At 69.5% G+C, this 23202-nt stretch carries 14 protein-coding genes; 5 read left to right on the top strand and 9 right to left on the bottom strand.

Annotation, left to right across the window (positions count from 1 at the left end; all coding sequences use genetic code 11):
* Positions 1 to 167 precede the first annotated feature (167 nt).
* On the top strand, positions 168 to 1322 hold the full coding sequence (locus ABZ939_RS13585) for an aminotransferase class V-fold PLP-dependent enzyme (RefSeq protein WP_361853023.1): 1155 nt from the start codon (positions 168 to 170) through the stop codon (positions 1320 to 1322).
* 107 nt (positions 1323 to 1429) lie between these two features.
* On the opposite strand, the gene ABZ939_RS13580 is transcribed toward ABZ939_RS13585, so the two are convergent.
* Both ABZ939_RS13580 and ABZ939_RS13575 read right to left on the bottom strand, forming a co-directional pair.
* Positions 1430 to 2572, bottom strand: coding sequence for an extracellular solute-binding protein (locus ABZ939_RS13580; RefSeq protein WP_361853020.1), 1143 nt, complete (start codon positions 2570 to 2572; stop codon positions 1430 to 1432).
* A gap of 122 nt (positions 2573 to 2694) precedes the next feature.
* A complete protein-coding gene (locus tag ABZ939_RS13575) occupies positions 2695 to 5361 on the bottom strand; it encodes a SpoIIE family protein phosphatase (RefSeq protein ID WP_361853017.1) in 2667 nt (888 codons plus the stop codon).
* A gap of 379 nt (positions 5362 to 5740) precedes the next feature.
* On the opposite strand from ABZ939_RS13575, the gene ABZ939_RS13570 reads away from it, so the two are divergent.
* Positions 5741 to 7804 (top strand): SpoIIE family protein phosphatase, encoded by a 2064-nt coding sequence (locus ABZ939_RS13570; RefSeq protein ID WP_361853014.1) that lies wholly within the window; start codon positions 5741 to 5743, stop codon positions 7802 to 7804.
* 270 nt (positions 7805 to 8074) lie between these two features.
* Here the strand turns inward: ABZ939_RS13570 and manA are convergent, their stop codons facing one another.
* From manA to mmsA, 4 genes are all read right to left on the bottom strand, one after another.
* Positions 8075 to 9175 (bottom strand): mannose-6-phosphate isomerase, class I, encoded by a 1101-nt coding sequence (gene manA, locus ABZ939_RS13565; protein ID WP_361853011.1) that lies wholly within the window; start codon positions 9173 to 9175, stop codon positions 8075 to 8077.
* 67 nt (positions 9176 to 9242) lie between these two features.
* The gene (locus ABZ939_RS13560; RefSeq protein WP_361853008.1) at positions 9243 to 10352 is read right to left on the bottom strand and encodes a sugar-binding protein; all 1110 of its coding nucleotides are present in this window, start codon (positions 10350 to 10352) and stop codon (positions 9243 to 9245) included.
* Positions 10353 to 10413: 61 nt separating this feature from the next.
* Entirely contained in the window at positions 10414 to 11712 is a 1299-nt protein-coding gene (gene mmsB, locus ABZ939_RS13555; protein WP_361853243.1) for a multiple monosaccharide ABC transporter permease, read from the bottom strand.
* On the bottom strand, positions 11709 to 13229 hold the full coding sequence (gene mmsA / locus ABZ939_RS13550; protein WP_361853240.1) for a multiple monosaccharide ABC transporter ATP-binding protein: 1521 nt from the start codon (positions 13227 to 13229) through the stop codon (positions 11709 to 11711). The genes mmsB and mmsA overlap by 4 nt, the downstream gene beginning before the upstream one ends.
* A 263-nt stretch (positions 13230 to 13492) precedes the next feature.
* Here mmsA and ABZ939_RS13545 point away from each other — a divergent pair, with 263 nt between their 5' ends.
* The 3 genes from ABZ939_RS13545 to ABZ939_RS13535 all read left to right on the top strand — a co-directional run bounded on the left by ABZ939_RS13545 (position 13493) and on the right by ABZ939_RS13535 (position 18790).
* On the top strand, positions 13493 to 14731 hold the full coding sequence (locus ABZ939_RS13545; protein ID WP_361853005.1) for an ROK family transcriptional regulator: 1239 nt from the start codon (positions 13493 to 13495) through the stop codon (positions 14729 to 14731).
* 22 nt (positions 14732 to 14753) lie between these two features.
* On the top strand, positions 14754 to 15677 hold the full coding sequence (locus ABZ939_RS13540) for an ROK family protein (RefSeq protein WP_361853003.1): 924 nt from the start codon (positions 14754 to 14756) through the stop codon (positions 15675 to 15677).
* Between the two features lie 386 nt (positions 15678 to 16063).
* Complete coding sequence (locus tag ABZ939_RS13535; protein ID WP_361853237.1) at positions 16064 to 18790, top strand: GH92 family glycosyl hydrolase; 2727 nt, start codon at positions 16064 to 16066, stop codon at positions 18788 to 18790.
* A 331-nt stretch (positions 18791 to 19121) separates the two neighbouring features.
* On the opposite strand, the gene ABZ939_RS13530 is transcribed toward ABZ939_RS13535, so the two are convergent.
* The 3 genes from ABZ939_RS13530 to ABZ939_RS13520 are packed head-to-tail and all read right to left on the bottom strand — an operon-like array spanning position 19122 to position 22766.
* Positions 19122 to 20072 (bottom strand): hypothetical protein, encoded by a 951-nt coding sequence (locus ABZ939_RS13530; protein ID WP_361853000.1) that lies wholly within the window; start codon positions 20070 to 20072, stop codon positions 19122 to 19124.
* Entirely contained in the window at positions 20069 to 21328 is a 1260-nt protein-coding gene (locus tag ABZ939_RS13525; RefSeq protein ID WP_361852997.1) for an MFS transporter, read from the bottom strand. Before ABZ939_RS13525 ends, ABZ939_RS13530 begins: the two co-directional genes overlap by 4 nt.
* A 40-nt stretch (positions 21329 to 21368) precedes the next feature.
* Positions 21369 to 22766, bottom strand: coding sequence for an RICIN domain-containing protein (locus tag ABZ939_RS13520; protein WP_361852994.1), 1398 nt, complete (start codon positions 22764 to 22766; stop codon positions 21369 to 21371).
* Positions 22767 to 23202: the final 436 nt, after the last annotated feature.

The raw sequence follows: 23202 nt of genomic DNA, 5'->3' as shown, positions 1-23202 counted from the left end.
ACCGTTTCGCCGGTCGCGGTGTAAAGGGGTGCTGGATGTCGATGACGAGTCGGCGTGATCTGCTGGCGAGATCTGCGGGAGTGGCGGCGGTCGCACTCGTGCCCGGCTCCGGCGTGGCAAGGGTGCCCACGCCACAGGAGCTGCCTGTCACTACGCCTGATGGGGGCGTGGACTGGGACGCCCTGCGAGCGCAGTTTCGTCTGGAGCCGGGTTGGGCGAACCTCGCGTTGTTCTACCTGGCCTCGCATCCGAAGGTCGTACGTGATGCGGTGGATCATCTGAGTGCGCAGGTCGACGCCAATCCTCTGTCGGTGCCGACGGGGTTGGCGCTGCCCGACGGTCCGACTGGATGGCCCCGGGTTCGCCAGTCGCTCGCGACCTATCTGGGAGGCCGGGCCCAGGACATCGCGATGACGGCGAGCACGAGTATCGGGCTGGGTGTCGTCTACAACGGCGTCGTGACCCGTGCGGGACAAGAGTTCCTTTTGACGGAGCACGACCATATCTCCCATCGCACCGCCGCCCGGTTGGCCGCCGAAAAGCATGGCAACAGAGTGCGGCTGGTTTCCTGGTTCGCCGATCCGGCCACCGCGACGGCGGACGGCATCGCAGCGGCAGTCGGCGAGGCGCTACGCCCGAACACCAGAATGGTGGGGATCACGTGGGTGCAGTCGAGCACGGGGCTTCGGATGCCCGTGCGTGCGGTGGCCGAGGTGGTGCGCCGGGCCAATGAAGGACGCAGTCCTGCCGACCGGTGCCTGCTGGTCGTCGACGGCGTGCACGGGCTGGCGGCAGTCGACGAGGATGTCGCCGGACTGGGCGCGGACGTGGTGGTCGCCGGAACGCACAAATGGCTTTTCGGTCCAAGAGGCACGGGGCTGGTCTGGGTGGCGCCGGACGTCCTCGAGCAGCTGCGGCCCACGTTCGTGAGCTTCATCGGCGGCGGGGGAGCAGCGCCCCTGTCGCCTGGCGGGTTTCTGGCGTTCGAGCATGCCTTCGCTCTGCCCGTGGCAGTGGCGCTGCATGAGCAGCTGGGCCGAGCGCGCGTTGCCACCCGCATCACACAGCTGTCGACCCAGGTGAAACAAGGACTGAGCCGCATCCGCGGGGTCACCGTGCACACTCCTGCCGACCCGGAACTGTCAGCGGGCATCACCTGTTTCAGCGTGGCAGGCCACACCCATCAGCAGGTCGTCGACCACGCCGCCGCCGCCCGCGTGCGGCTGTCCACCTTGACCTACACCCGCATCGGCACCGCCGCCATCAACACGCCGGCAGAGATCGACACCGCACTCGACAGCTTGGCTGATCTCACCCGCTGAAGGCCGTTCTGGGCTTCCCCCGGGCGTCGTCACTGGGGCGTTCGGCAGGGATCAGGTCTCGGCCCGCCGATGCACGGTGCAACGCTGGCCAGGAGCGCCCTTGGTCCTCAGCTCGAGACGGCCTCGGCCCAGCCGCGGTTGACGGTCTCTCTTGCCTTCTCCGTCTGCGCCTCCGTCGGAAACGTCGGCGTGCCCTCGACCGTCGGCAGTTTCTCCGCGGCGGCCTTGTCGAGGGTGCCGTCCTTCTCCATGGCGTCCATGAGGACGGGGCGTGCATAGGCGCCGAGCCGGAGGTTCTGGCCCTCCGGGCTGAAGACGTACTCCTGCCACAGACGTGCCGCCGCGGGGTGCGGAGCGTCTTTGTTCACCCCGTTCGCGTAGTACTGAGCGAAGCTGCCGTCGAAGGGGATGGCGGTCCGCCAGTCGACGTCCGTGCCGTTCTCGCGGAATTCGTCGGCGTATCCGAGGTTGAGGAAGTCCCAGTCGATGCTGATCGGGGTCTGGCCCTTCGCGATCGTGGCCGGGGTGGATTCGACCGGGATGAAGTTGCCGTTCTTGCTGAGCTCGGCGAAGAAGTCGATGCCGGGCTGGATGTCGTCGAAGGAACCCCCGTTCGCCAGGGCCGCCGCGTAGACCGCGGCGAAGGCGGAGCCGGACTTGGTGGGGTTGCCGTTGAGCGCGACCTTGCCTTTGTATTCGGGCTTGCGCAGGTCGGCGAAGGTCGCGGGGCAGGTCTTGACGCGCTTGGCGTCACAGCCGATCGAGATGTAACCGCCGTAGTTGTTGTACCAGCGGGCCTGGTCGTCCTTCTGTTCCTTGGGGATCTCGTCGTACGCGGCGACCTTGTACGGAGCGAGCAGGCCCTGCCGTGCCGCGGACTGCGCGAATGAGTCCCCCACGTCGATCACATCGGGGGCGCGGCCTCCGCCCCTGTGCTCCTTCAGGGCGTTGATCTCGTCCTGGCTGGTACCTTCCGGGTTCTCCACGATGACCTTGATCCCGTACTTCTTCTCGAAGCCGTCGATCAGTGCGCCGTAGTTGGCCCAGTCGCTCGGGAGCGCGATCGTGTTGAGCGAGCCCTCTTTCTTCGCCGCTGTGGTCAGTGCTGCCATGCCGCCGGCGTCCGCGGCGGAGGTGGCCACCGCGGGTGCTCTGGGCGCGGCGGTGGGCTTGTCCCCGCAGGCGCCGAGGGGCGCCGCGAGGACCAGGCAGGCGGCGACGAAGGCTGTCCGGAGACGAGGTGCGGGCACAAAGGCTCCATAACGGGCGGTCGCGTACTGATCGAGGCCAGCGTACGTTCGGCGGCCTCGGCAGCGCAGTCCCAGACGGTGGTGTCCGCTGTCTTCCCTGCGGCTGCCGTACCGGCGCGTTCTCAGAAACCCTCGTCGTCCCACCCGGCCAGGAGCGCCTCCCCGAGATCCATCGCGGGCGGTGCGGCCCCGTCGTGGAGGGCCTGCTCGCTCCAGATGATCTTGCCGCGGGCGGTGTAGCGGGTGCCCCAGCGCTCGGCGAACTGCGCGACGAGGAACAGGCCGCGACCGCCCTCGTCGGTGGCCTCGGCTCGGCGCAGGTGCGGGGAGGTGCTGGACCCGTCGGAGACCTCGCAGATCAGGCCGCGGTCGTACAGCAGCCTCACCCGGATGGGCTCGGTGCCGTAGCGGATGGCGTTGGTTATCAGCTCGCTGAGGATGAGTTCCGTGGTGAAGGCGATGTCCTCCAGGCCCCAGTCCGCCAGTCGGCGGGCGCAGGCGTTGCGCACCGGGGACACCGCCGCAGGGTCGGGGCGCACGTCCCACTCGGCGATCCGCGCGGGGTCCAGCCGGCGGGTACGGGCGACCAGCAGCGCGACGTCGTCGCTGGGCCTGGTGGGCAGCATCGCGTCGATCACCGCGGTGCAGGTTTCCTCCGGGGTGCGGGTGGGCCCGGCCAGGGCGGCGCGCAGCGCTGCCAGGCCCGCGTCCGGATCGCGGTCGCGGCTCTCGATCAGCCCGTCGGTGAAGAGTGCCAGCCGGGAGCCTTCGGGCAGGGTGACCGTCATGGTCTCCATGGGCAGGCCCTCGCCCAGGCCCAGCGGCGGGGAGACCGGCACCTCGGGGAAGGACACGGTTCCGTCGGGGTGTACCAGAGCGGGGCCCGGATGCCCGGCGGTGGCGGCCGTCACCTGCCCCGAGACGGGATCGTAGATGGCGCACAGGCAGGTGGCTCCGGTGATCCCCTGCCACTCCTGCTCGTCGGTGTCGATGTGGGCGACCAGCTCGTCCAGGTGGCTCAGGAGTTCGTCCGGGGGCAGGTCGAGGGTGGAGAAGTTGTACACGGCGGTGCGCAGGCGGCCCATGGTGGCGGCTGCGTGGAGACCGTGGCCGACGACGTCGCCGACCACCAGGGCCACCCGGGTGCCGGGCAGCGGGATGACATCGAACCAGTCACCACCCACACCGGCCTGGGCGGCCAGATAGCGGTGCGCGACCTCGACGGCGGACTGCTCCGGTACGCCCCGGGGCAACAGGCTGCGCTGCAGGGTGACGGCCATGGTGTGCTCGCGGGTGTAGCGGCGGGCGTTGTCGACGGCCAGTGCCGCCCGGGCGGTCAGCTCCTCGGAGAAGGACACGTCCTCCTCGTCGAACGGCGGGGAGTCCTGCCCCCGCCAGTAGCCGGCCATCCCCAGCACCACGCCCCGGGCCCGCAGGGGCACGGCGATCAAGGAGTGGATGCCGCGGTCCAGGATCCGCAGGGCGTTGGCCGGGTCCTGGGTCCGCCAGCCGTGGGTGGCGCGCAGGTCCGCCTCCAGGACGGCACGGCCGTCGGCCAGCCCGGCCGCCATGGGGCTGGTGGGAACGAACCGGATCAGCTCGCCGACGGGGTAGAGCGGGTGGTCGCCCTGAAGGCCGACGGCGGCGGCGCGGCGCATCTCGGTGCTCGCTTCGGTCGGCTCCTCGCCGCGCAGCACCGGGTCCAGCAGGTCGACCGTGACCACGTCGGCGAACCGTGGGACCGCCACCTCCGCCAGTTCCTCCGCAGTGCGCTCGACGTTCAGCGTCGTTCCCACCCGCAACCCCGCGTCGTAGAGCAACTTCAGCCGCTCGCGGGCCACCTCGGCCCTGCCGGAGAGGGCCCGCAGCTCGGTGGTGTCCCGCAGCGTGACGACGGTCCCGGCCTGCCCGTAGGGGGCGGTGGGCCGGATGTTCACCGACAGCAGCCGATCGGCTGCCATGTGCAGCTCGTCGGTCGCGGAACGGCCCGATGCGATCGGCTCGGCGATCCCCTCCTCCAGACCCAGGTCCGTGACGGGGAGGCCTTCCGCGTCCACGGGCAGCCGCAGCAGCCGCCGCGCCTCGTCATTGGCCAGCAGCAGCCGTCCGCCGCCGCCGACGATCAGCACGCCCTCTCGTACCGCGTGCAGCACCGCGTCGTGGTGCTCGTACATCCTCGTTATCTCGGCCGGTCCCAGGCCATGGGTCCGGCGCAGCAGCCGACGGCTCACCAGAGCGGTTCCGCCCGCGGACAGGGCGAGCACCGCGGCCGCACTGCCGAGTACGACCGGCAGCTGCCGGTTCACCATGCTCTGCACGTTCTGGACCGTGACCGGGGAGGAGACGATGGCGATGACGCGGCCGTCGGAGTCCTTGACGGGGACCACCGAGACCACGGACTGCCCCAGGGACCCTTCGAAGGTCTCGGTGAAGGATTGGCCGGCCGCCGCCTTGGAGAAGGGGCCGACGACGTGCTTCCCGATCTGGCTTGGGTCGCTGTGGGCGAGGGTGACCCCGGAGAGTGTGTACACGTTGATGCCGTCGACCCCGGCGATCTTCCGGGCCGCCTCGGCGCTCGGCTGTAGCACTGCGCTCGGATCGGGGCTGCGCAGGGCCGCGTCGATTCCCGGAGATTCCGCGAACGTTCCGGCGGCGGCGAGCGTACGGTGCCGGGCGTCCACCATGCCGGCGCTCCGGGCTTGCACCACGAGCGCCACCACCGCGGCGGCGACGAGCAGCACCACGACGGCCAGCTGCAGGAGGAACACCTCGCCGGCCACGCTGCGCACGCTCAACAGGGAGGACAGACGCTGCGGCCGCCTTCCCTTGGGGGGCTGGTCGTGCTCCTGACGCTCCTGGTGGCTTCCTGAGCGGGGACGCCGAGAGGGAGACGAAGAGCTCGTGGTCGAGCCGAGCAGCCGACGTCGGACGTGTCCAAGTACGTCGCTCATACTCCATCTTCTAACCTCTATGGGCCGTCGGCAGCGGGGAGCGACGGTCGCCGAGCTCAACGACGTGCCGGCCGCCGTCAGCCCCGCTGCGCTGAGCCGGCCACCGGCGGCCGGAGGCGTTTCTCTCGGCTCAGTCCTCGCCAGGGCGCACTTCGCGCCGCGGAATGCCCATGGCGTCCGGATAATGGATGGAACGGCGAGTGGAAGGGGACATCTCGTGCCATCGGCTCGGCCGGGGGGCGAGGAGACCCACGGCCCGTTCTGGTCCGAGCCGGGGACGCTGCTCGAGCACGTTCCCGTGGCCGTCTTCGGCCTCGATGACGGGGACCTCGTCTGTTACTGGGGGCCCGGCGCGCGGGACCTCTTCGGATATGACGCCACCGCCGTCCTGTCGAGGCCCGGCGCCGTTCTCTTCGCCGACGGGCCCCCGGGCGCCCCCGATCCGTGCGCCCGGCTGACCGAGCGAGGCCGGACCCAGGGTTACTGGAGGGGGCGGCTGCCGGCCCGGCATCGTGACAGCACCGTCTTCGACTGCGGCTTCCGGGCCTTCTCCGTGACCGGATCCGGCGGACCTTCGGTGGTGATGGTCCTGGCGAGCCGTAGTGACGAGCTCGATCGGGTCAAGACCAACCTCGCCTTCCTCGACGCCCTCTTCGAGACGTGCCCCATCGGTCTGGTCATGCTCGACCAGGACCTCCGGTACGTCCATCTCAACCAGGCGCTCGCCGACATGGACGGTCTGCCGATCGAGGACCACCTCGGGCGGCGCATGGACGAAATCATGATCATGTCCGACGACGGTGAGTACCAGCGCATGCTCCGCGGTGTCGCGCTGGGCGGAGCACCGGTCGTGGGGACCCTGGTGGGCATGCGTCCGCGGGGGCATCCGGACCGTGACCAGGTGCGGTCGGTGAGTCTCTTCCCCCTGAGCCAGGCGGTCGGCTCGCGCCCCGGAGTGGGCGGGCTGATGTTGGACGTGACCGACCGGGAACAGGCCATCCTGGAAGCCACCGCCAGCCGTCGACGGCTGGCTCTGCTGGACGGGGCCTCCACTCGCATCGGGACCACCCTGGACGTGAACGTCACCGCCCAGGAGCTGGTCGACGCTTCAATGCCGGACTTCTGCGACGGCGCCGTGGTCGAAGTCGTGGAGTGGCTGGACGAGGCAGAGGACTTCGACCCGGCGCGACCGCTGTTCACCCGAAGAATCGCCTCGGGGACGATCCTGCCCCCTCCGGCCACCGAACTCGTGAGCGGGGTGGAGAGGGTGCGGTATCCGCCCGGCTCCGTCATCCACGACATGCTGAGGACCGGTCGCGCCGTCTCCGCCGTGGTGAACGAGGAGTTCCTGGCCCGGACCGTCCTCATCGAGTCGCGCGCACGGCTCTTCGCCGAGAGCGGGTTGGCCTGCGTCCTCGTTGCCCCGCTCATCGCCAGGGGTACGGTCCAGGGAATCGCCATGTTCGGCCGGTCCACGGGCCGGCCGGCCTTCACCCGGGACGATGTCAGCCTGGCCGGTGAGCTCGCCTCACGGGCTGCGATCTGCCTGGACAACGCCCGTCTGTACAGCCGCGTCCAGGACATCGCCCTCACCCTGCAGCGGGCGTTGTTGCCCAGCGCGTTGGCGACCAGCCCGTACGTGGACGTGGCCCACCGGTACGTACCCGGCAGTCGGATCACCGAGGTCGGCGGCGACTGGTACGACGTGATCGGCCTGCCCGACGGCCGAGTCGTTCTCGTGGTGGGCGACGTGATGGGGCACGGTGTGTCGGCCGCCGCCGCCATGGGCCGCCTTCGTATCACCACCAAGGCTCTGGCCAGGCACGACAGCGAGCCCGACGACCTCCTCACCGAGCTCGACGCATGCGCCCAGGAGGCCGGCATCGAGCTGGCGACGTGCCTGTACATCGTCTACGACCCGAAGAGCGGCGTAGCCCGCATCGCCAGCGCCGGTCACCCCCCGCCCCTGGTACTCCGGCCGGACGGCACGGTGGAGACCATCGACGAGGTCCTGGGAGTCCCTCTCGGCGTCGGCGGCTGTCCTTTCCGGACGATCGAGATCGAACTCCCCGGGAACGCGAGTCTCGCCCTGTACACCGACGGCCTCATCGAGACACGAGGCGCGGACCTCGACGTCGGCCTGAAGGCATTGCGCGCCGAACTGGCCAGGACCCCAGGCCCGTTGGAAGCAATGGCGGACCGCATCCTCGCGAGCCTGCTGCCCGCCCCGCCGGCCGACGACGCGGTTCTGGTCCTCGCCCGCGTCCGCCGCGCCCATTGAGGAGGCGTCGAGTCCGGTGGCCCCGGCCGGCAGGACATCCGCGCTGGCCAGGGAGCACAGGCGGGAGACGGGGGCGTAGAGCGCGTACAGGCAGGTGGCGCTGGTCTCGCCCGCGGCCTGCGCCTCGTCGGCGAAGGCGCGGACGGCGGTCCGCAGGCGGGTCGGTGGAGGGCGCGGTCCCAGGAGAGGTGACATGCCCACCGACCGGCCTCACGTGCGCCAGGCGAATTCCGCGGTCGGCTCTCGGATGTTGTTTCCGCAGCTCATGGATCAGCGGGGGAGTGAGGCGCGGAAAGCGAGGCCGTGTCCGGTCACGCTCGCCGGTCCGCCTGCGTAGGGGAGGAACAGGGAATCGCCGCGGCCGAGGTGCTCGGTGGCCGGGCCTCGGGTGATGGTGAGGTTGCCGTCGAGGCAGAGCAGAGCGGAGGGACCTGGGGCGGCGATCTCGATGGGAGTCCCTGACGGCTGCAGCCGGGTGAGATGGAAGTGGGAGGTCGGCGCGGGGAAGGAGGCTTCGCCGTTGGCGAGGAGAACTGGGGCGACCAGTTCGGGGAGCGACGGGGTGAAGTCGGTGATCGCTTGTAGTTCGGCGATGTCGACGTGTTTGGTGGTGAGGCCGCCGCGCAGGACATTGTCGGAGTTGGCCATGATCTCCACGCCGGTGCCGCAGAGGTAGGCGTGGAGGGTGCGGGGGCGGGCGAAGAGTGCTTGACCGGGGGACAGGATTACGTGGTTCATCAGGATCGCGATGACGACGCCCGGGTCGGTGGGGTGCTGCTCGGCCAGTCGCCGGGGCCAGGTGAGGTCGGGGGTGGTGCTCGCACCGACCTCGGAGACGAGGGCGCGGCGGTCGTGCTCGGGCCATGTGGTGAGGGCCGCGACCGCGGCGCGTGGGCCGCCGGCCGTGAGTACGTCGGCGACATAGCGCAGGCGTTCGCCTCCTGCGGAGGTCAGGATGGCGGCGGCGTGTTCCGGGTCGGCGAATCCGCACAGGGCCTCGAACCGGGTGAGGGCGTAGATCAGTTCCGGTTTGGGCCAGGCGTCCTGGTAACCGCGTCGTGCGGCGTAGCCGTCACGGGCTTGGCCGGCATCGGGGTGGACCTGGATGGACAGCGGGCGTTCGACCGCGAGGACCTTGAGCAGGAACGGCAGCCGGTTCTCGCCGGGGCCGATCATCGGTTCGGGCGCGCCGGTGATGTGGTCGAGGAGGGAGCTGCCGTCGGGCAGCCGGGAGGGAGCGGTCGGGTGTGCTCCGATCCACAACTCGGCCTGCGGGCCGGTGGCCGGGCGGCCGAGGAGTTCGGCGAGCACGGTGTGTGAGCCCCAGTCGTACGTACGGATCGGGTTGTCCAGGCGCAGCAGTTCGCTCATGGGTGTCCTCGGGGAATGCGGTCGCGCGCCCCGCGGTGTGGCCGAGGGGCGCGCGAGAGGGGGTCTCTTACTTGGTGAGCGGGGCGAGCTTGGGGTCGTTGGCGTACGCTTCCGCCGCGTTGGCCTTGGTGACGATGACGGGCGGGAGCAGGTAGGCCGGGACCACCTTGGCCCCGTTGTCGTAGGACGTGGGGTCGTTGATCTCCGGAGTGGTGCCGGCCTGCAGCGCCTTGACCATCTTGATGGCTTCCGCGACGAGCTTGCGGGTGTCCTTGTTGATCGTGGAGTACTGCTCACCGGCCATGATGGACTTGACGGACTCGACCTCGGAGTCCTGGCCGGTCACGACCGGAAGCGGCTTGCCGGCTCCCTTGACGGAGGTGAGGATCGCGCGGGCGAGGGTGTCGTTGGGCGACAGCACCCCGTCGACGGTCTTGCCGCCGTTGTAGGTCGAGGTCAGCAGCGAGTCCATGCGCTGCTGGGCGTTCTCGGCCTTCCAGCCCTGGATCGCGGTCTGCTTCACCTGGGACTGGCCAGATCCGACAACGATGTCACCCTTGTCGATCAGGGGCTTGAGGACATCCATCGCGCCGTTGAAGAACACCGCCGAGTTGTTGTCGTCGGGCGAGCCGGAGAAGAGCTCGACCGTCCACGGGCCGTTCGGCTTCTTGGCCTTCATGCCGTCGATCAGTGCCTGGCCCTGCAGCTGCCCGACCTTGAAGTTGTCGAAGGCGACGTAGTAGTCGACGTCCTTGGTGTTGGTGATGAGCCGGTCGTAGGCGATGACGACCGCACCGGATTCCTTGGCCTGCTGCACCTGGGTGGCCAGCTGCGCGGCGTCGGCGGCGCCGATGACGATGACCTTCGCACCCTTGGTGATCATGGCCGAGATCTGGCCCTGCTGGTCGGCCACTGTGGAGGACGCGCCCGCGTACTGCACGTCGGACTTGAACCCCGCCTCCTTGAGGCCGTTGGCGAACAGGTCGCCGGCGAGCACCCAGTTCTCCGAAGTCTTCGACGGCAGGGCGACGCCGATCAGGCTGTCCGCCGCGAAGCCCTTGGCGGCGGCGGTGCTGCCGCCGCTCTGACCTTCGCGTTCGGAGGAGCAGGCGGTGGCGGCGAGTGCCAGTGCGGCCGCGGCAGCGACGGTGACGGCCTTGGTGAGTATGTTGCGCATCTTCGATTGCCTTTCTTGGCTTACCGCTTGAGCTGGCGTCGAGCGGCGATTGGGGGGGCGATCAGACCGCGGACGACACTCTGTCGCCTTCGCGGACCGGCTCGGTCGGTGCTGTGGCAGGCCGCGGTTCCTGACGTCGGAACGGGCGCGTGATCGAATCGATTACGGAGAACCGGCCCTGGCCCTTGTTGTAGACGTCGAGGGCGACCGCGAGCAGCAGGACCAGACCCTTGATGATCTGCACCAGGTCCACGCCGACGCCCATGAGCTGCAGGCCGTTGTTGAGCAGGGCCATGACGAGGCCACCGACGATCGACCCGCTGATGGTGCCCAGGCCGCCGGAGACCGCAGCACCGCCGATGAACACCGCCGCGATGGCGTCGAGTTCCCAGCTGAGGCCGTCCTGGGGGCCGGAGGCGGCCGATCGCGCCACGAAGATCAGGCCCGCCAGGGCGGCGAGGATCGACATGTTCGTCATGACGAAGAAGTTGACGCGCCGAAGCTTCACGCCCGACAGCTCGGCGGCGCGGGCGTTGCCGCCCACGGCGTAGATGTGCCTGCCGCCGATCGTGTTGCGGGTGTAGAACGAGTAGGCGATCACCAGGAGCCCCAGGATGATGCCCGACACGGGCAGGCTGGTGCCGACGCGGCCGCCGGCGAACCGCAGCGTGGCGAAGACGATGACGCCCACCATCACCGCCAGCCGCAGGCCCGAGGCCCACAGCGGGGCGGACTGCGCGCCCATCTGCACCCGAGTGCGCCGCGTGCGGATCTCACGCCACACCACGGCGGCGCAGGCGATGAGACCGAGCAGCAGGGTCAGGTTGTTGTATCCGGTGGCGGGGCCGACCTCCGGCAGGTAGCCGGCGCCGATGGCGCGGAAGCCTTCCGGTACGGGCACGGTGTCGGCGTTGCCGATGAACTGGTTGCCGCCGCGGAACAGCAGCATCCCGGCCAGGGTCACGATGAACGCCGGGACGCCGACATAAGCGACCCAGAATCCCTGCCACGCTCCGATGACCGCGCCGCACGCCAGGCCCAGCAGGATCGCCAGCGGCCAGGGAAGGTCGTAGTGCTGCATCGCTTTGGCGACGATGATGCCGACGAACGCCGCAACCGAGCCGACCGACAGGTCGATGTGCCCGGCGACGATCACCATCAGCATCCCGATGGCCAGGATGAGGATGTAGGAATACTGACTGACGACCGCGATCAGGTTCCCCGACGTGAGCGCGAGGCCGTTGGTCAGGATCTGGAACAGCAGGGTGATCGCCACAAGTGTGAAGATCATGCCGAACTGACGGCCGACGGAGGTCGTGCCCCCGAACAGGTTCTTCTTGAGGTTCTGGAATCCGGTCATGACATCGACTTCTTCTTCGTAGTGGTCATCTGCTTCATGAGGCGTTCCGGGTCCGCGTCGGCACGCGCGACCTCGCCGGTGATGGCCCCTTCGCACACGGTGTAGATCCGGTCGCACAGCCCGATGAGCTCAGGCAGCTCCGAGGAGATGACGACCACGCCCTTGCCCTGGCCGGCGAGCCGGTGGATGATCCCGTAGATCTCGAACTTGGCACCCACGTCGATGCCGCGGGTCGGCTCGTCGAGGATCAGCAGGTCGGGGTCGGTGAACATCCACTTGGCCAGCACGACTTTCTGCTGGTTGCCACCCGAGAGCTTGGCGACGCCCTCGTCGACGGTCGGTGTCTTGATCCGCAGGTCGCGGCGGTACTGGTCGGCGACGCGGTGCTCGGCGACCTGGTCGAGGATCCCGTGTCGGGCGACCTTCGACGGCTTGGCCGCGACGATCGAGGTCTTGATGTCGTCGAGCAGGTTCAGCCCGATCGCCTTGCGGTCTTCGCTGACGTAAGCCAGTCCGTGCTTGATCGCATCCGTGACGGACTGCAGCTGGATCTCCTTGCCGTCCTTGTAGACGTGCCCGCCCTGCCACACCCCGTACGACCGTCCGAACAGGCTCATGGCGAGTTCGGTGCGGCCGGCGCCCATCAGGCCGGCGAACCCGACGACCTCGCCGCGGCGCACGGTGAAGTTGGAGTTCTTGCACACGAGGCGTTCGGCGGAGACCGGGTGGCGCACGGTCCAGTCCCGGACCTCGAAGAACACCTCGCCGATGTCCGGCGTGTAGTCGGGAAAGCGGCTGCTCAACTCGCGGCCGACCATGCCGCGCACGATGCGGTCCTCGTTGACCCCGTCCGCGGCGACGTCGAGGGTCTCGATGGTGTGCCCGTCGCGCACGATCGTGATGGAGTCGGCGATGGCCTCGATCTCGTTGAGTTTGTGCGAGATGATGATCGAGGTGATGCCCTGCCGCTTGAACTCGCGCAGCAGGTCCAGCAGGTGCTGCGAGTCGTCTTCGTTGAGCGCGGCAGTGGGCTCGTCGAGAATCAGCAGCCGTACGTCTTTGGCGAACGCCTTGGCGATCTCGACCAGCTGCTGCTTGCCTACGCCGATGTCCTTGACCAGGGTGTCCGGGTCTTCCTTGAGGCCGACCTGAGCCATCAGCTCCAGCACCCGCCGCCGCGCCTGCTTCCAGTCGATGCCGCCACGCCTGCGCGGCTCGTTGCCGAGAAAGACGTTCTCGGTGATCGACATGCCGGGCACCAGAGCCAACTCCTGGTGGATGATGACGATGCCCGCGCGCTCGCTGGCCCGGATGTCGCCGAACCGCACCTCCGCGCCCTCGTAGACGATCTCGCCGGCGTAGCTGCCGTGCGGGTGCACGCCGCTGAGCACTTTCATCAGCGTCGACTTGCCCGCACCGTTCTCACCGCAGATCGCGTGGATCTCGCCGGTACGGACCACCAGGTTGACGTCGTCCAGCGCGGTGACGCCGGGGAACGTCTTGGTGATCGCGCGCATCTCCAGCAGGACCGGGGCGCTCACGGCCGAGAATTCCTGTCGCGCGGCCCCGGGGATCCTGGTCCCCGGGAAACGAGGGCTGTCAGTGACATCGGCTTCTCCTATGTCCGGTCCGCTTGGGGGGCCACAGCCGTGTGCCTGTCCGAGCTGTGGGCTCATGTCCGCAGGGTTTCGACTGTGTGGCGGACCGTAAATCCAATTGATTTACTTTGTCAACGGGCGTGAGGCAGAATGCCGTGGGACGTAGACAGAGAGGACCCTCCGTGCGACAAGCAGGCACGAATCTGCCGAAGGTGGGCCGGTACAACCGGGCCGTGGTGCTCGAGGAGATCCAGCGCGCCGACGGCATCAGCCGGGTGGCCATCGCCAAGCACACAGGTCTCACGCCGCAGACCGTCTCCGGCATCGTCCGCAGGCTGCTCGACGAGGGCATCGTGCGGGAGGACGGCGCCAGCCGGGTCAAGAGCGGCGGCAAGCCTCGCACCACCCTGCGCATCAACGCCGATGCGGGCAGTGCGGTCGGCCTGCACCTCGACCCGGCCGAGATGGCCTGTGTGGTGGTGGACCTGCTGGGGCGCCCCCTTGTCACCAAGCGGATCCCGACACCGCCGGGCGCGGACCCGAACGAGGTCCTCGCGGCGATGGCGGGCCTGGTGGAGGACGTGTTGGCGGAAGCCGACGTGCCGCGCGAGCGGGTGCAGGGCCTCGGGCTGGCCAGCCCTGGTCCGATCGACCAGGAACATGGCATGGTGGTCGCGCCGCCGCAACTGGCCCACTGGACCCGGGTCCCGATACGGCAGCTGCTCAGTGAGGCCACCGGGTTGACGGTCACGCTCGACAACGACTCCACCGCCGCCGCGGTCGGCGAGCGGTGGGCGGGCGCGGGGCGGGGCGTGGCGAACTTCGCGTACGTTTTCTTCGGCACCGGCATCGGCGGTGGCCTCGTCCTCAACCACCAGGTCTTCAGGGGCGGTTCGTTCAACGCCGGCGAGTTCGGGCACACTACGGTGCTGCCCGGCGGCCTGGAGTGCTATTGCGGCAACCGGGGTTGCCTGGAGACGCTGGTCAGCGCGGCCGCGATCCGGGCGGAGGTCCGGCGCAGGCTCAGCGCGGGCGGCGCGAGCGCGCTGACCGGACGGTTCCGCGCCGATCCCGAGTCGATCGACATCGCCGCGATCTGTGACGCGTCGAGCGCGGGTGACTCACTGGCTACCGGCGTCCTGGAGGAGGCCGCGAACCACGTCGCCTCGGTGGTCGTCAACGTCGTGAACGTGGTCGATGTGGACCTCGTCGTCCTCGGCGGCCATGGCATCCGGCACCTCGAAGACCTCTACCTCGACACCGTTCGGTCGGCTGTCGCGACCAGAGTGATGTCCAGGCACATCCGAGCCGTCGACGTGACGCTCTCCCCACTGGGCGCGGACGCCGCCGTCGTCGGTGCCGCCGCGCTCGTTCTGCACTCCACCTACTCGCCGCAGCTGTCGGCGCTTCTGTCTGATTGATCCCATAGAAAGGACCTCCCTCATGAGTCAGGAACTCGTGCTCGCGGTGGACATCGGAGGCACCAAGCTCGGCGCGGGCCTGGTGGACGCGGAAGGCCACGTCCACCGGCATGCCGAAGTGGCCACCCCAGCGGCCGAGCCTGAACTCGGCGTGGCGCTGACCGGCCTGCTCCGCACCATCGTCGGCGACGCGGCGCCCCGCGCGGTCGGCGTGGCCTGTGCCGGGCCGGTCGACCCCTCGCGCGGCACGGTCAGCCCGGTGAACATCCCCGGCTGGAGGGACTTCCCGCTGGTGGACCTGGTGGCCGAGACCGTTCCCGGCATTCCCGTCACCCTCGTCGGCGACGCCATCGCCGCAGCACTCGGTGAGCACTGGCTCGGCGCCGGGCGCGGCGCCCGGTCGATGCTCGGCATCGTGGTGTCCACCGGGGTCGGGGGCGGACTCGTGCTCGACGGCGCCGCCTACCCCGGCCCCAGCGGCAACGCGGGTCACATCGGACACACGGTCGTGGACCCGGCGGGCCCGCCATGCGTATGTGGCGCCACCGGGTGCGTCGAGGCCTACGCCAGCGGCCCGTCGATGGTCCGCTGGGCCCGCGAACAGGGCTGGATCGGCGCCGATGCCCGCGCGCTCGCGGCAAGCGCGGCGAGCGGGGACTCCGTGGCGGTGGCCGCGTTCGACCGGGGCACCGAGGCGCTGGCTCGCGGGATCGTCGCGACTGCCACGTTGTGCGACGTGGACCGCGTGGTGATCGGCGGCGGCGTGGCCGCGGCGGGCCCGGTGCTCCTCGACCCGCTGCGCACGCACCTCGGACGCGCCGCCACCCTCGGCTTTGTGAGGCGGGTGACCGTGGCGCCGTCCACCCTCGGCCGGCACGGCGGCCTGCTCGGCGCCGCCCGCACCGCCCTGCTCGCGTCGCGAGCGGCTGCCGCTGTGTGTGCGTGAAGGGCTGACGACGCCCCCCGGCAGATCCTCTACGAATTGGACGTCGTCACAGTCTTGCTCTAGTTAGTCAAAATGATTTAGCTTGTGCGCGCCACATCGGGTTGTAACCCGGGGAGTGGTCCCGTCGGGCCGGAGGAACATCGCACGGTCCGACCACGCACGGCCTACGGATGGGGTCGTCCCGCCGCATCCGTAGGCCGCGCCGTATACGGGTGTGGTCCTCCCTCCGCATCCGATCAACGCAGCTGACGCTCCTGACCCCTCCGGAGTACGAAGTGAGCACCCTTCCATCACGCATACGCAGCCTTTGGCTGCGCCGCGACGCGAACGCACCTTTCAGAGGGATACGCCGGCCCATCGCGACCGCCCTCGCCGCCGCCCTCGTCCTGGGTGGGGCGGCCATGGTGCCCGCCCAGGCGGAGTCCCTCGCCGTCGCGCCCTCCGATCAGGTCGATGTGCTGATCGGGTCCAGTGGAGGCGGTAACACCTTCCCTGGCGCGATGGCGCCGTTCGGGATGATGTCGTGGAGCCCGACGAGCACGCGCGGGGACCAGACCAACACCGGCGCCGCCAACGGCTATGACTACAACACCACCCGCCTGCGCGGGTTCGCCCTCACACATGTCAACGGCGCGGGGTGCCACCCGGGTGCCGCGGGTGACGTACCGATCTTCCCGCACACCGGCAACGTGACCTCTTCTCCGACCGCCGACACCACCGACGCGGTCTACGCCAGCAACTTCAGCCACACCGGTGAGTCCGCGACGCCGGGACGCTACAAGCTCAACCTGTCCAACGGTGCGACGACCGACTTCGCCGCCACCACGCGCACCACGATCGGCAAGATCGGCTTCCCCGCGGGCACGCCGGCCAGCCTGCTGTTCCGCACCTCCAACTCGCTCAACGGCAGCGAGGACGCCGAAACCCGCATCGACGTGGCCAACCGGAAGGTGACCGGGTCGGTGCTGACCGGTGCGTTCTGCGGGCGCCGCGCCAACGGTGGTCCCAACAACCAGAAGACGTACTACCGGCTGTACTTCTCGGCACAGTTCGACCAGCCCTTCACCGGGAACGGGACCTGGAAGGACTCGACCCTCCAGACCGGCGGCACCTACCAGACCGGCGGCGAGGGCTACCTCACCGGAGCCGACCGGCTCGGCAAGGGCTCGGGCGGCTACGTGAACTTCGCCCCGGGCGCGCAGGTGACGATGAAGCTCGGCATCTCCTACGTCTCGCTGGCGGGCGCCGAGCGCAACCTGCAGGTCGAGCAGCCGTCCGGGACCACCGTGGACAGCGTGGCCGCCGCGACGCGGGCCGCGTGGGACACCACGCTGGGCCGCGCCCAGATCACCGGCGGCACCACCGACCAGCGCAAGATCTTCTACACCTCGCTCTACCACAGCCTGCAGCAGCCCAACATCATCAGCGACACCGACGGCCAGTACCGGGGCATGGACCAGGTCGCGCACGGCCTGGCGACCGGCCAGACGGCGCAGTACAGCAATTTCTCCGGCTGGGACCAGTACCGCGCCCAGATCCAGCTGCTCGCGCTGCTGGAGCCGAAGGTGGCCGGTGACTTCGCGCAGTCGCTGTACAACTTCGCCAAGCAGAACGGCGGCGTCTGGGACCGCTGGGTGCACATCAGCGGCGCCACCCACGTCATGACCGGCGATCCTTCGGCGGTGACCCTGGCGACCTTCTACGCGATGGGCGTGCGCAACTTCGACTACAACGGCGCCTTCACGTCCCTGTACAAGCAGGCCACGGTCCCGCACGCGGACGGCCTGTCGAGCGCGGGCTGCTCGGGCCAGTGCGTGGGCCAGCGCCCCAACCTCGAGCAGTACATGCAGTCGAAGTACTCGGCCAATGACGTCTGCCACTGCTGGGGCGGCGCCGCCGAGACGATGGAAGCCTCGATCTCGGACTTCTCGCTGGCCCAGTGGGCCACCGCGCTGGGCCGCACCACCGAGGCGGCCGTGATGGCCGACCGCGCCGGCTGGTGGAAGAACGTGTACAACCCGGCCACCGGCTACATGCAGGCGCGCAACCTGGACGGTTCCTGGGTCAGCGGCTTCACGCCGTCCACCCAGACCGGCTTCGCCCAGGGCAGCGCCGCCGCGTACACGTGGATGGTGCCGCACGACGTCACCGGCCTCGCGACCGTCATGGGCGGCAAGTCGACCGCCGCCGCCCGCCTCGACGACTTCTTCCACGACGCCAACGGCAACTGGCTGGTGCGCAACGGCGGCGCCCTGAAGTACGACCCGACCAACGAACCCGACATCCACGCCCCGTGGATCTACAACGAGCTCGGCAAGCCCTGGAAGACCCAGGAGACCGTGCGCCAGATCGTCGACACCGTGTACACCACCGGACCCTCCGGCCTGCCCGGCAACGACGACCTCGGCACCATGTCCGCCTGGTACGTGTGGGCCGCCCTCGGCCTGTTCCCGCACAAGCCCGGATCCGGCGACATGATCCTGTCCAGCCCGCTGTTCCCCAGCGCCACCGTCACGAACTCCAACGGTGTGGTGCTGAGGGTCAACGGCATCGGCAGCGGAAAGTACATCCAGTCCGTCACCAGGGGTGGCGTGGCGCACACCGACTGGAAGGTGGCGTCGAGCTTCATCCAGTCCGGAGGCACCCTCGACGTCACGCTGTCCTCGGCGCCGACCAACTGGGCCGTGCTCAACCCGCTGACCAACATCGCCCTGAAGCGACCCGCGACCGGATCGGCCCCGTGCTCCACCTCGGAAGGCCCGGACAAGGCTGTCAACGGCAGTATGACCGGCGGGCCCTCCGACAAGTTCTGCACGCTGGCGACGTCGAAGTGGCTGCAGGTCGACCTCGGGTCGAGCAGGCCCTTCAGCAAGGTCGTGGTCAAGCACGCGGCGATGGGTGGTGAATCGTCGAGCTTCAACACCAAGGCGTTCACCATCAAGACGTCGCCGGACGGGAGCACGTGGACCACGGGTGCGACCGTCACCAACAACACCGCCGCGACGACGGTCCACGCGGTGACCGCCACCGCGCGGTACGTTCGCATCGAGGTGACCACGCCGACCCAGACGACCAACCAGGCCGCGCGAGTCTACGAGCTCGAGGTCTACTGAGTCGGACAGAGGCGGCCGTCGCTCCGGCGACGGCCGCCTCTGTCCTGCCCGGACGTCCTGGTCCGCCGACTGCCGGCCACGCAGGCATCGCCGAGTTGGAATGCGGTGACCGGCTCAGGCGTCGGCTCGTGCACGGTGGCGTTCATCGCCTCGTTCACCAGGCCGGGCAGGGCGCTAGGGTGCAGCCCGGTGGCCCGTTAGCAGGCGAGGCCACGCCCGGGGCCCGTGCAATGCCGCTGGTTCGGCGGCATGGTCGACAACACGCCCTCGACCTGGCCGCCATGTACGGCAAGCACTCGTCGATGAGTTCCGGACGGGACGACCACGTACATCATGGCAAGGCGGTCGTCAGGGAAGGGGAGCTTCCCCGGATCAGGCGCCGGGGTGTGCCGGAGCCGTCGGCCGCGACGGTGAAGACCGCGGTGCCCGGACCGTCGGTGCGGCCGTAGGCGATGGTTTCGTCGTCGAGCCAGGCGGGCTGGTCGTCCACGTGGGCGGTCTCGGCGAGCGGGGTGTCGTCCTTCGTCCGCAGGTTCATCACGTGAAGCCGCCAGCGGTCGTCGTGGGTGCGCTTCTTGTACGCGATGCGGGTCCCGTCGGGGGAGAGCGAGGGGCATTCCACGTTCTCGCGGACGGCGGTGAGGGATCGCTCCCGGAGGTCCCCGCGCATCAGCCAGGTCGTGCCGCGGCTCGCCATCGTCGCGTAGAAGGTGCGGTCGTCCGCGGCGAACGTGATGCCCCAGAAGTTCATGTCCTCTTCCTGGTGGGGGCTGCCATCGACGACCACGGAGAAGTCCTCCAGGGACCCGACATGGGTGCCGTCGCGCAGATCGTAGAGTCCGGCCGTGGTGGAGAACCGACCCTCCTGCATGTACGAGTCGCCCGAACGGAACACCGTCCAGGCGACCAGATTCCCCGACGGGGACACCCGAGCCCTGCTCGGCTCGCCCCACACCGGGAGCGTCACCGCGGGTGACGTCCGTCCGGAGCGGTAGACGCGGACCTCGGACGAGAACGGACCGGGCAGCCCTTGCAGGCAGACGAGGACGCCGGCGGCGACGGCCGCCCGCGTGCAGTCCGGGCCGTCGGCGAGGTGTTCGCCGTTGCGGGTCGATTGCTCGACGCGTGCGCCGGCGCTCACGGTGATCACGGTGCCGGGCAGCCTGAGGTCCAGTGCGTCGGCACCGGTGCCTGCTCCGACGCTCTGCCATGCGACGATCCCGCCCGCAGTGGCCAGCAGAAATCCGGCGAGTGTGGCGCCGGTCGCACGACGGCTGTTCATCGGGAGCTCCGGTGGAGGTAGAGGGCGGCGCCGACGATCACGGCCGCCATCCCTGCCGAAAAGACGGTGAACGCCGTCGCGAGCCCGTGCCACGCGGCGAGGGCGCCGAATGTGATGGCTCCGAGTGCCCGGCCGATCGCCTGAACGCTCTGGAAGACGGCCAGGCCTGTGGTGCGGGCGTTCTCCGGGAGGTGCGGGGCGACGTAGGCCATCAGCACGCCGTCGGTCGCGGCGTAGAAGAGACCGTGCAACACCAGAACCGCGATGACGGCGGGCCAGCCGTCGAGAGGCGCGGCCAGGACGACGAGGTACGCACAGGCGGCCGCTGTGTGGCCGACGACGAACGTGCGCCGTCGTCCGAACCGGTCGGCGAGCCGTCCCACGGGTGCCGCAGCCGCCATGAACACCCCTGCGGTGATCAGCGGCAGCAGTGGAAGGGCTGCGGCCGGTGCGTCCAGGCGCAGCTGGACTCCGACGAACAAGGACATGTCGCCGATGGTGAACACGCCCAGCAGCGCGGTGGCGAGGAGACAGCGACGGACCTTGGGTTCACGGCACGCGGTCACGCCTGCGCGCACGCTCCGGAGGCGGTCCTCTCCAGGTGCCGCGGCGGCGCGTCCGTCGACGAAGAAGAGCAGGATGACGACCCCGGCCGCGGCGAGGCAGAAGCTGACGGCGAAGGCGGTGTCGTACCCGCCGGGGACGGCGAACAGAACGGCGAAGGCCAGCAGCGGCCCCAGCAGAGCCCCGCAGGTGTCCATCGCACGGTGCACGCCGAACGCTCTGCCGAGATCCGCCTCGGGAGAGACCCCTGAGATCATCGCGTCTCTCGGCGCGGTACGGATGCCCTTGCCGACCCGGTCCGCCGCGACCACCGTGCTCAGGCCTGCGACGGATGTTCCCACCGCGGGCAGTGCGAGCCTGCTCAGGGCCGACAGCGCGTATCCGGCCGTGGCCACGGCCTTCGGCCGCCGCAGCCGGTCGGCGGCGTAGCCGCCGCCGAGCCGGAACAGCGCGGTCGCCCCGGTGTACAGCCCGTCCAGGGCGCCGAGCTGGAGAAACCCGATGCCAAGACCGTAGACCAGGTACATGGGCAGGACAGCGGTCACCATCTCCGTCGAGGCGTCGGTGACCAGGCTGACCCAGCCGAGCGCCAGGACGGTGGGCGGGAGGGCCGCGGTGGTGCGCTTGGACACCCTGCGGCCCGGACCGCCGTCGCCGTGCCGGTCGGCGGCACGGGCATGGGACAGGTACATGTCGTGGCTCCCGGTGGATCAGGTCGTGCGGTCGTACTGGTCAGGGGAGCTTGACGAAGCGCCAGGTCTGCAGGGCGCCGCCGGCACGGGGCTGCTGGGTCAGGACGGCTCCGCTGCTCGCGGCCGATGCCGACAGGGCGAGTCCGCCGACCTGGTTGACCAGCTCGTAGCCGTTCCCGCCACTGCTGCGGACGATGGACCACCGCTGATTGCCGCCGCCGGTGCAGGGCCACTGGATGATCTTCGACCCGGCGGTGGTGGACGAGCCCGCGTTGTCGGCGCACATCCCTGAGGCGGCGTTCTTGAGCTGGTAGGTCCCGTCGCTGTTGCGCGTGATGGTCCAGCGCTGGTTGACGCCTCCGTTGGCACCCGACGCAACGAGCTGGGTGCCGCTCGAGGTCGACGAGTTCGGGTTGGTGATCGCGTTGCCGCCGGCGAGGCGGGCCTCGTAGGTCGCACCGGACACGATCGGGGCGGTTCCCGCGGGACCGGACTTGGCGTGGCAGCTGCCGCTCACGCTGTCCGTGAAGGTACGGCCGGCGACCGGCTTGAACGAGAACGTGTAGCCGGTGGCGGACAGGTCGAAGCGTCCCACCCCGAAGGTGTTGTTCTGGAACACCTCGGAGGGCCCCGTCGTGGTGCGTTGCTCGGAGTACAGAGCCCGGCCGCCGGTACCGATGACGAACGTCCGCAGCCCGTTCGGGTTCTGCGTGCCGTCGGCCATCGCCGGAGCGAAGCGCTGGTAGTGATGGTCGTGACCGAAGACGGCGACATCGGCGTTGTAGTCGGTGAGCGCCTTGTACACGTCCGCCGTGCCGGCGTTGTCGCCGTGCTTCCCCGAGGAGAACCGGGGGTGGTGCATGTACGCCATGGTGCAGGGCCTGTCGCTTTCCGCGAGATCCGCCCGCAGCCACTGCTCCTGGGCGCTGCCGGCACTGTGGCTCACGCTCGAGTTCAGAGCCACGATGTGCCAGTCGCCGAGGTCGTAGCTGTAGTAGCCCTTGCCGCGGCCTCCGGTCGGGACGCCCTTGCCCTCGAAGTAGTCGAAGTAGCCCACGGCCCCGGTCGTGTAGTACTCGTGATTCCCGGGCGAGGGGTACGCGATCGAGTTGAACTTGCCCCAGTTCGGGTCGTATTGGGCGTTGAACTCTGCCAAGGTGCCCGTCTCGTAGGCGTTGTCGCCTGCCGTGATGACGGCGTGGGGGGCCATGGCGGTCACGATGTCGTCCGTCTGGTTGCAGGCGGTACCGCAGATGTCGCCCACGGCCGCGACGGTGACCGTGGCTCCCGGGCCTGGCGCGGCGGGACGGGCGGTGGCCGCCACAGGGGCGGCCGACGGTCCCGGCACGGCCTGGGAGACAGCGACGCCGCCCACGGCGAGCGTCAGGCCGATCGTGAGGGCAAGACGGCCTCGAAGGCGTGGATTGGTTCTGGGCATGGCTCTGCGGATCCTGACTGCGTGGGGGCGAGGAAGGTGCGGCGTGAAGTGACCTCGGCCGGGCTCTGAGGCTTCCGTCGTGCTGGCGGCGCTCGAGGGGGATCGCGCTCGGGAGCGCCGTTGCTCTCCGCACGGGACCCATCGTGGAACAGCATGTTCCGTGCGTCAATATGCTTGCTAGGAGGCAGTTCTGAGCATGTAGGGACACAAAAGTGATCGGCGCTCGGCGCCAGAAGCCCGATATCGGCTACGAAGGCCCTATACACCCTCTTGGATGGACGCCCCGTGCCATGTGGAGTCAGAGCGGGCGGGCGTTCCGTGGGCTGCGACGGTGGCCAGGAAAGCTGGTGCGGGGCCCTCCCCGGCTCCTTCACCATGCGGAGGTTTGGGTGACTGGTTACACGGGTGCGCTGACGTCCGCACCGGGCGGGGGCGG

It is taken from the genome of Streptomyces sp. NPDC046712, from assembly GCF_040645695.1.
In the GTDB taxonomy this organism is placed as follows: domain Bacteria; phylum Actinomycetota; class Actinomycetes; order Streptomycetales; family Streptomycetaceae; genus Streptomyces.
Note: the sequence above shows the minus strand (reverse complement) of the source record. Positions and strands in the feature narration are given on the sequence as shown.

What these genes read in the sequence shown, in the direction of transcription:
- ABZ939_RS13525 (WP_361852997.1), bottom strand. Translation starts at nt 21,328, where the DNA reads ATGTACCTGTCCCATGCCCGTGCCGCCGACCGGCACGGCGACGGCGGT.
- ABZ939_RS13540 (WP_361853003.1), top strand. Translation starts at nt 14,754, where the DNA reads ATGAGTCAGGAACTCGTGCTCGCGGTGGACATCGGAGGCACCAAGCTC.
- mmsB (WP_361853243.1), bottom strand. Translation starts at nt 11,712, where the DNA reads ATGACCGGATTCCAGAACCTCAAGAAGAACCTGTTCGGGGGCACGACC.
- manA (WP_361853011.1), bottom strand. Translation starts at nt 9,175, where the DNA reads ATGAGCGAACTGCTGCGCCTGGACAACCCGATCCGTACGTACGACTGG.
- ABZ939_RS13530 (WP_361853000.1), bottom strand. Translation starts at nt 20,072, where the DNA reads ATGAACAGCCGTCGTGCGACCGGCGCCACACTCGCCGGATTTCTGCTG.
- ABZ939_RS13560 (WP_361853008.1), bottom strand. Translation starts at nt 10,352, where the DNA reads ATGCGCAACATACTCACCAAGGCCGTCACCGTCGCTGCCGCGGCCGCA.
- ABZ939_RS13520 (WP_361852994.1), bottom strand. Translation starts at nt 22,766, where the DNA reads ATGCCCAGAACCAATCCACGCCTTCGAGGCCGTCTTGCCCTCACGATC.
- mmsA (WP_361853240.1), bottom strand. Translation starts at nt 13,229, where the DNA reads ATGCGCGCGATCACCAAGACGTTCCCCGGCGTCACCGCGCTGGACGAC.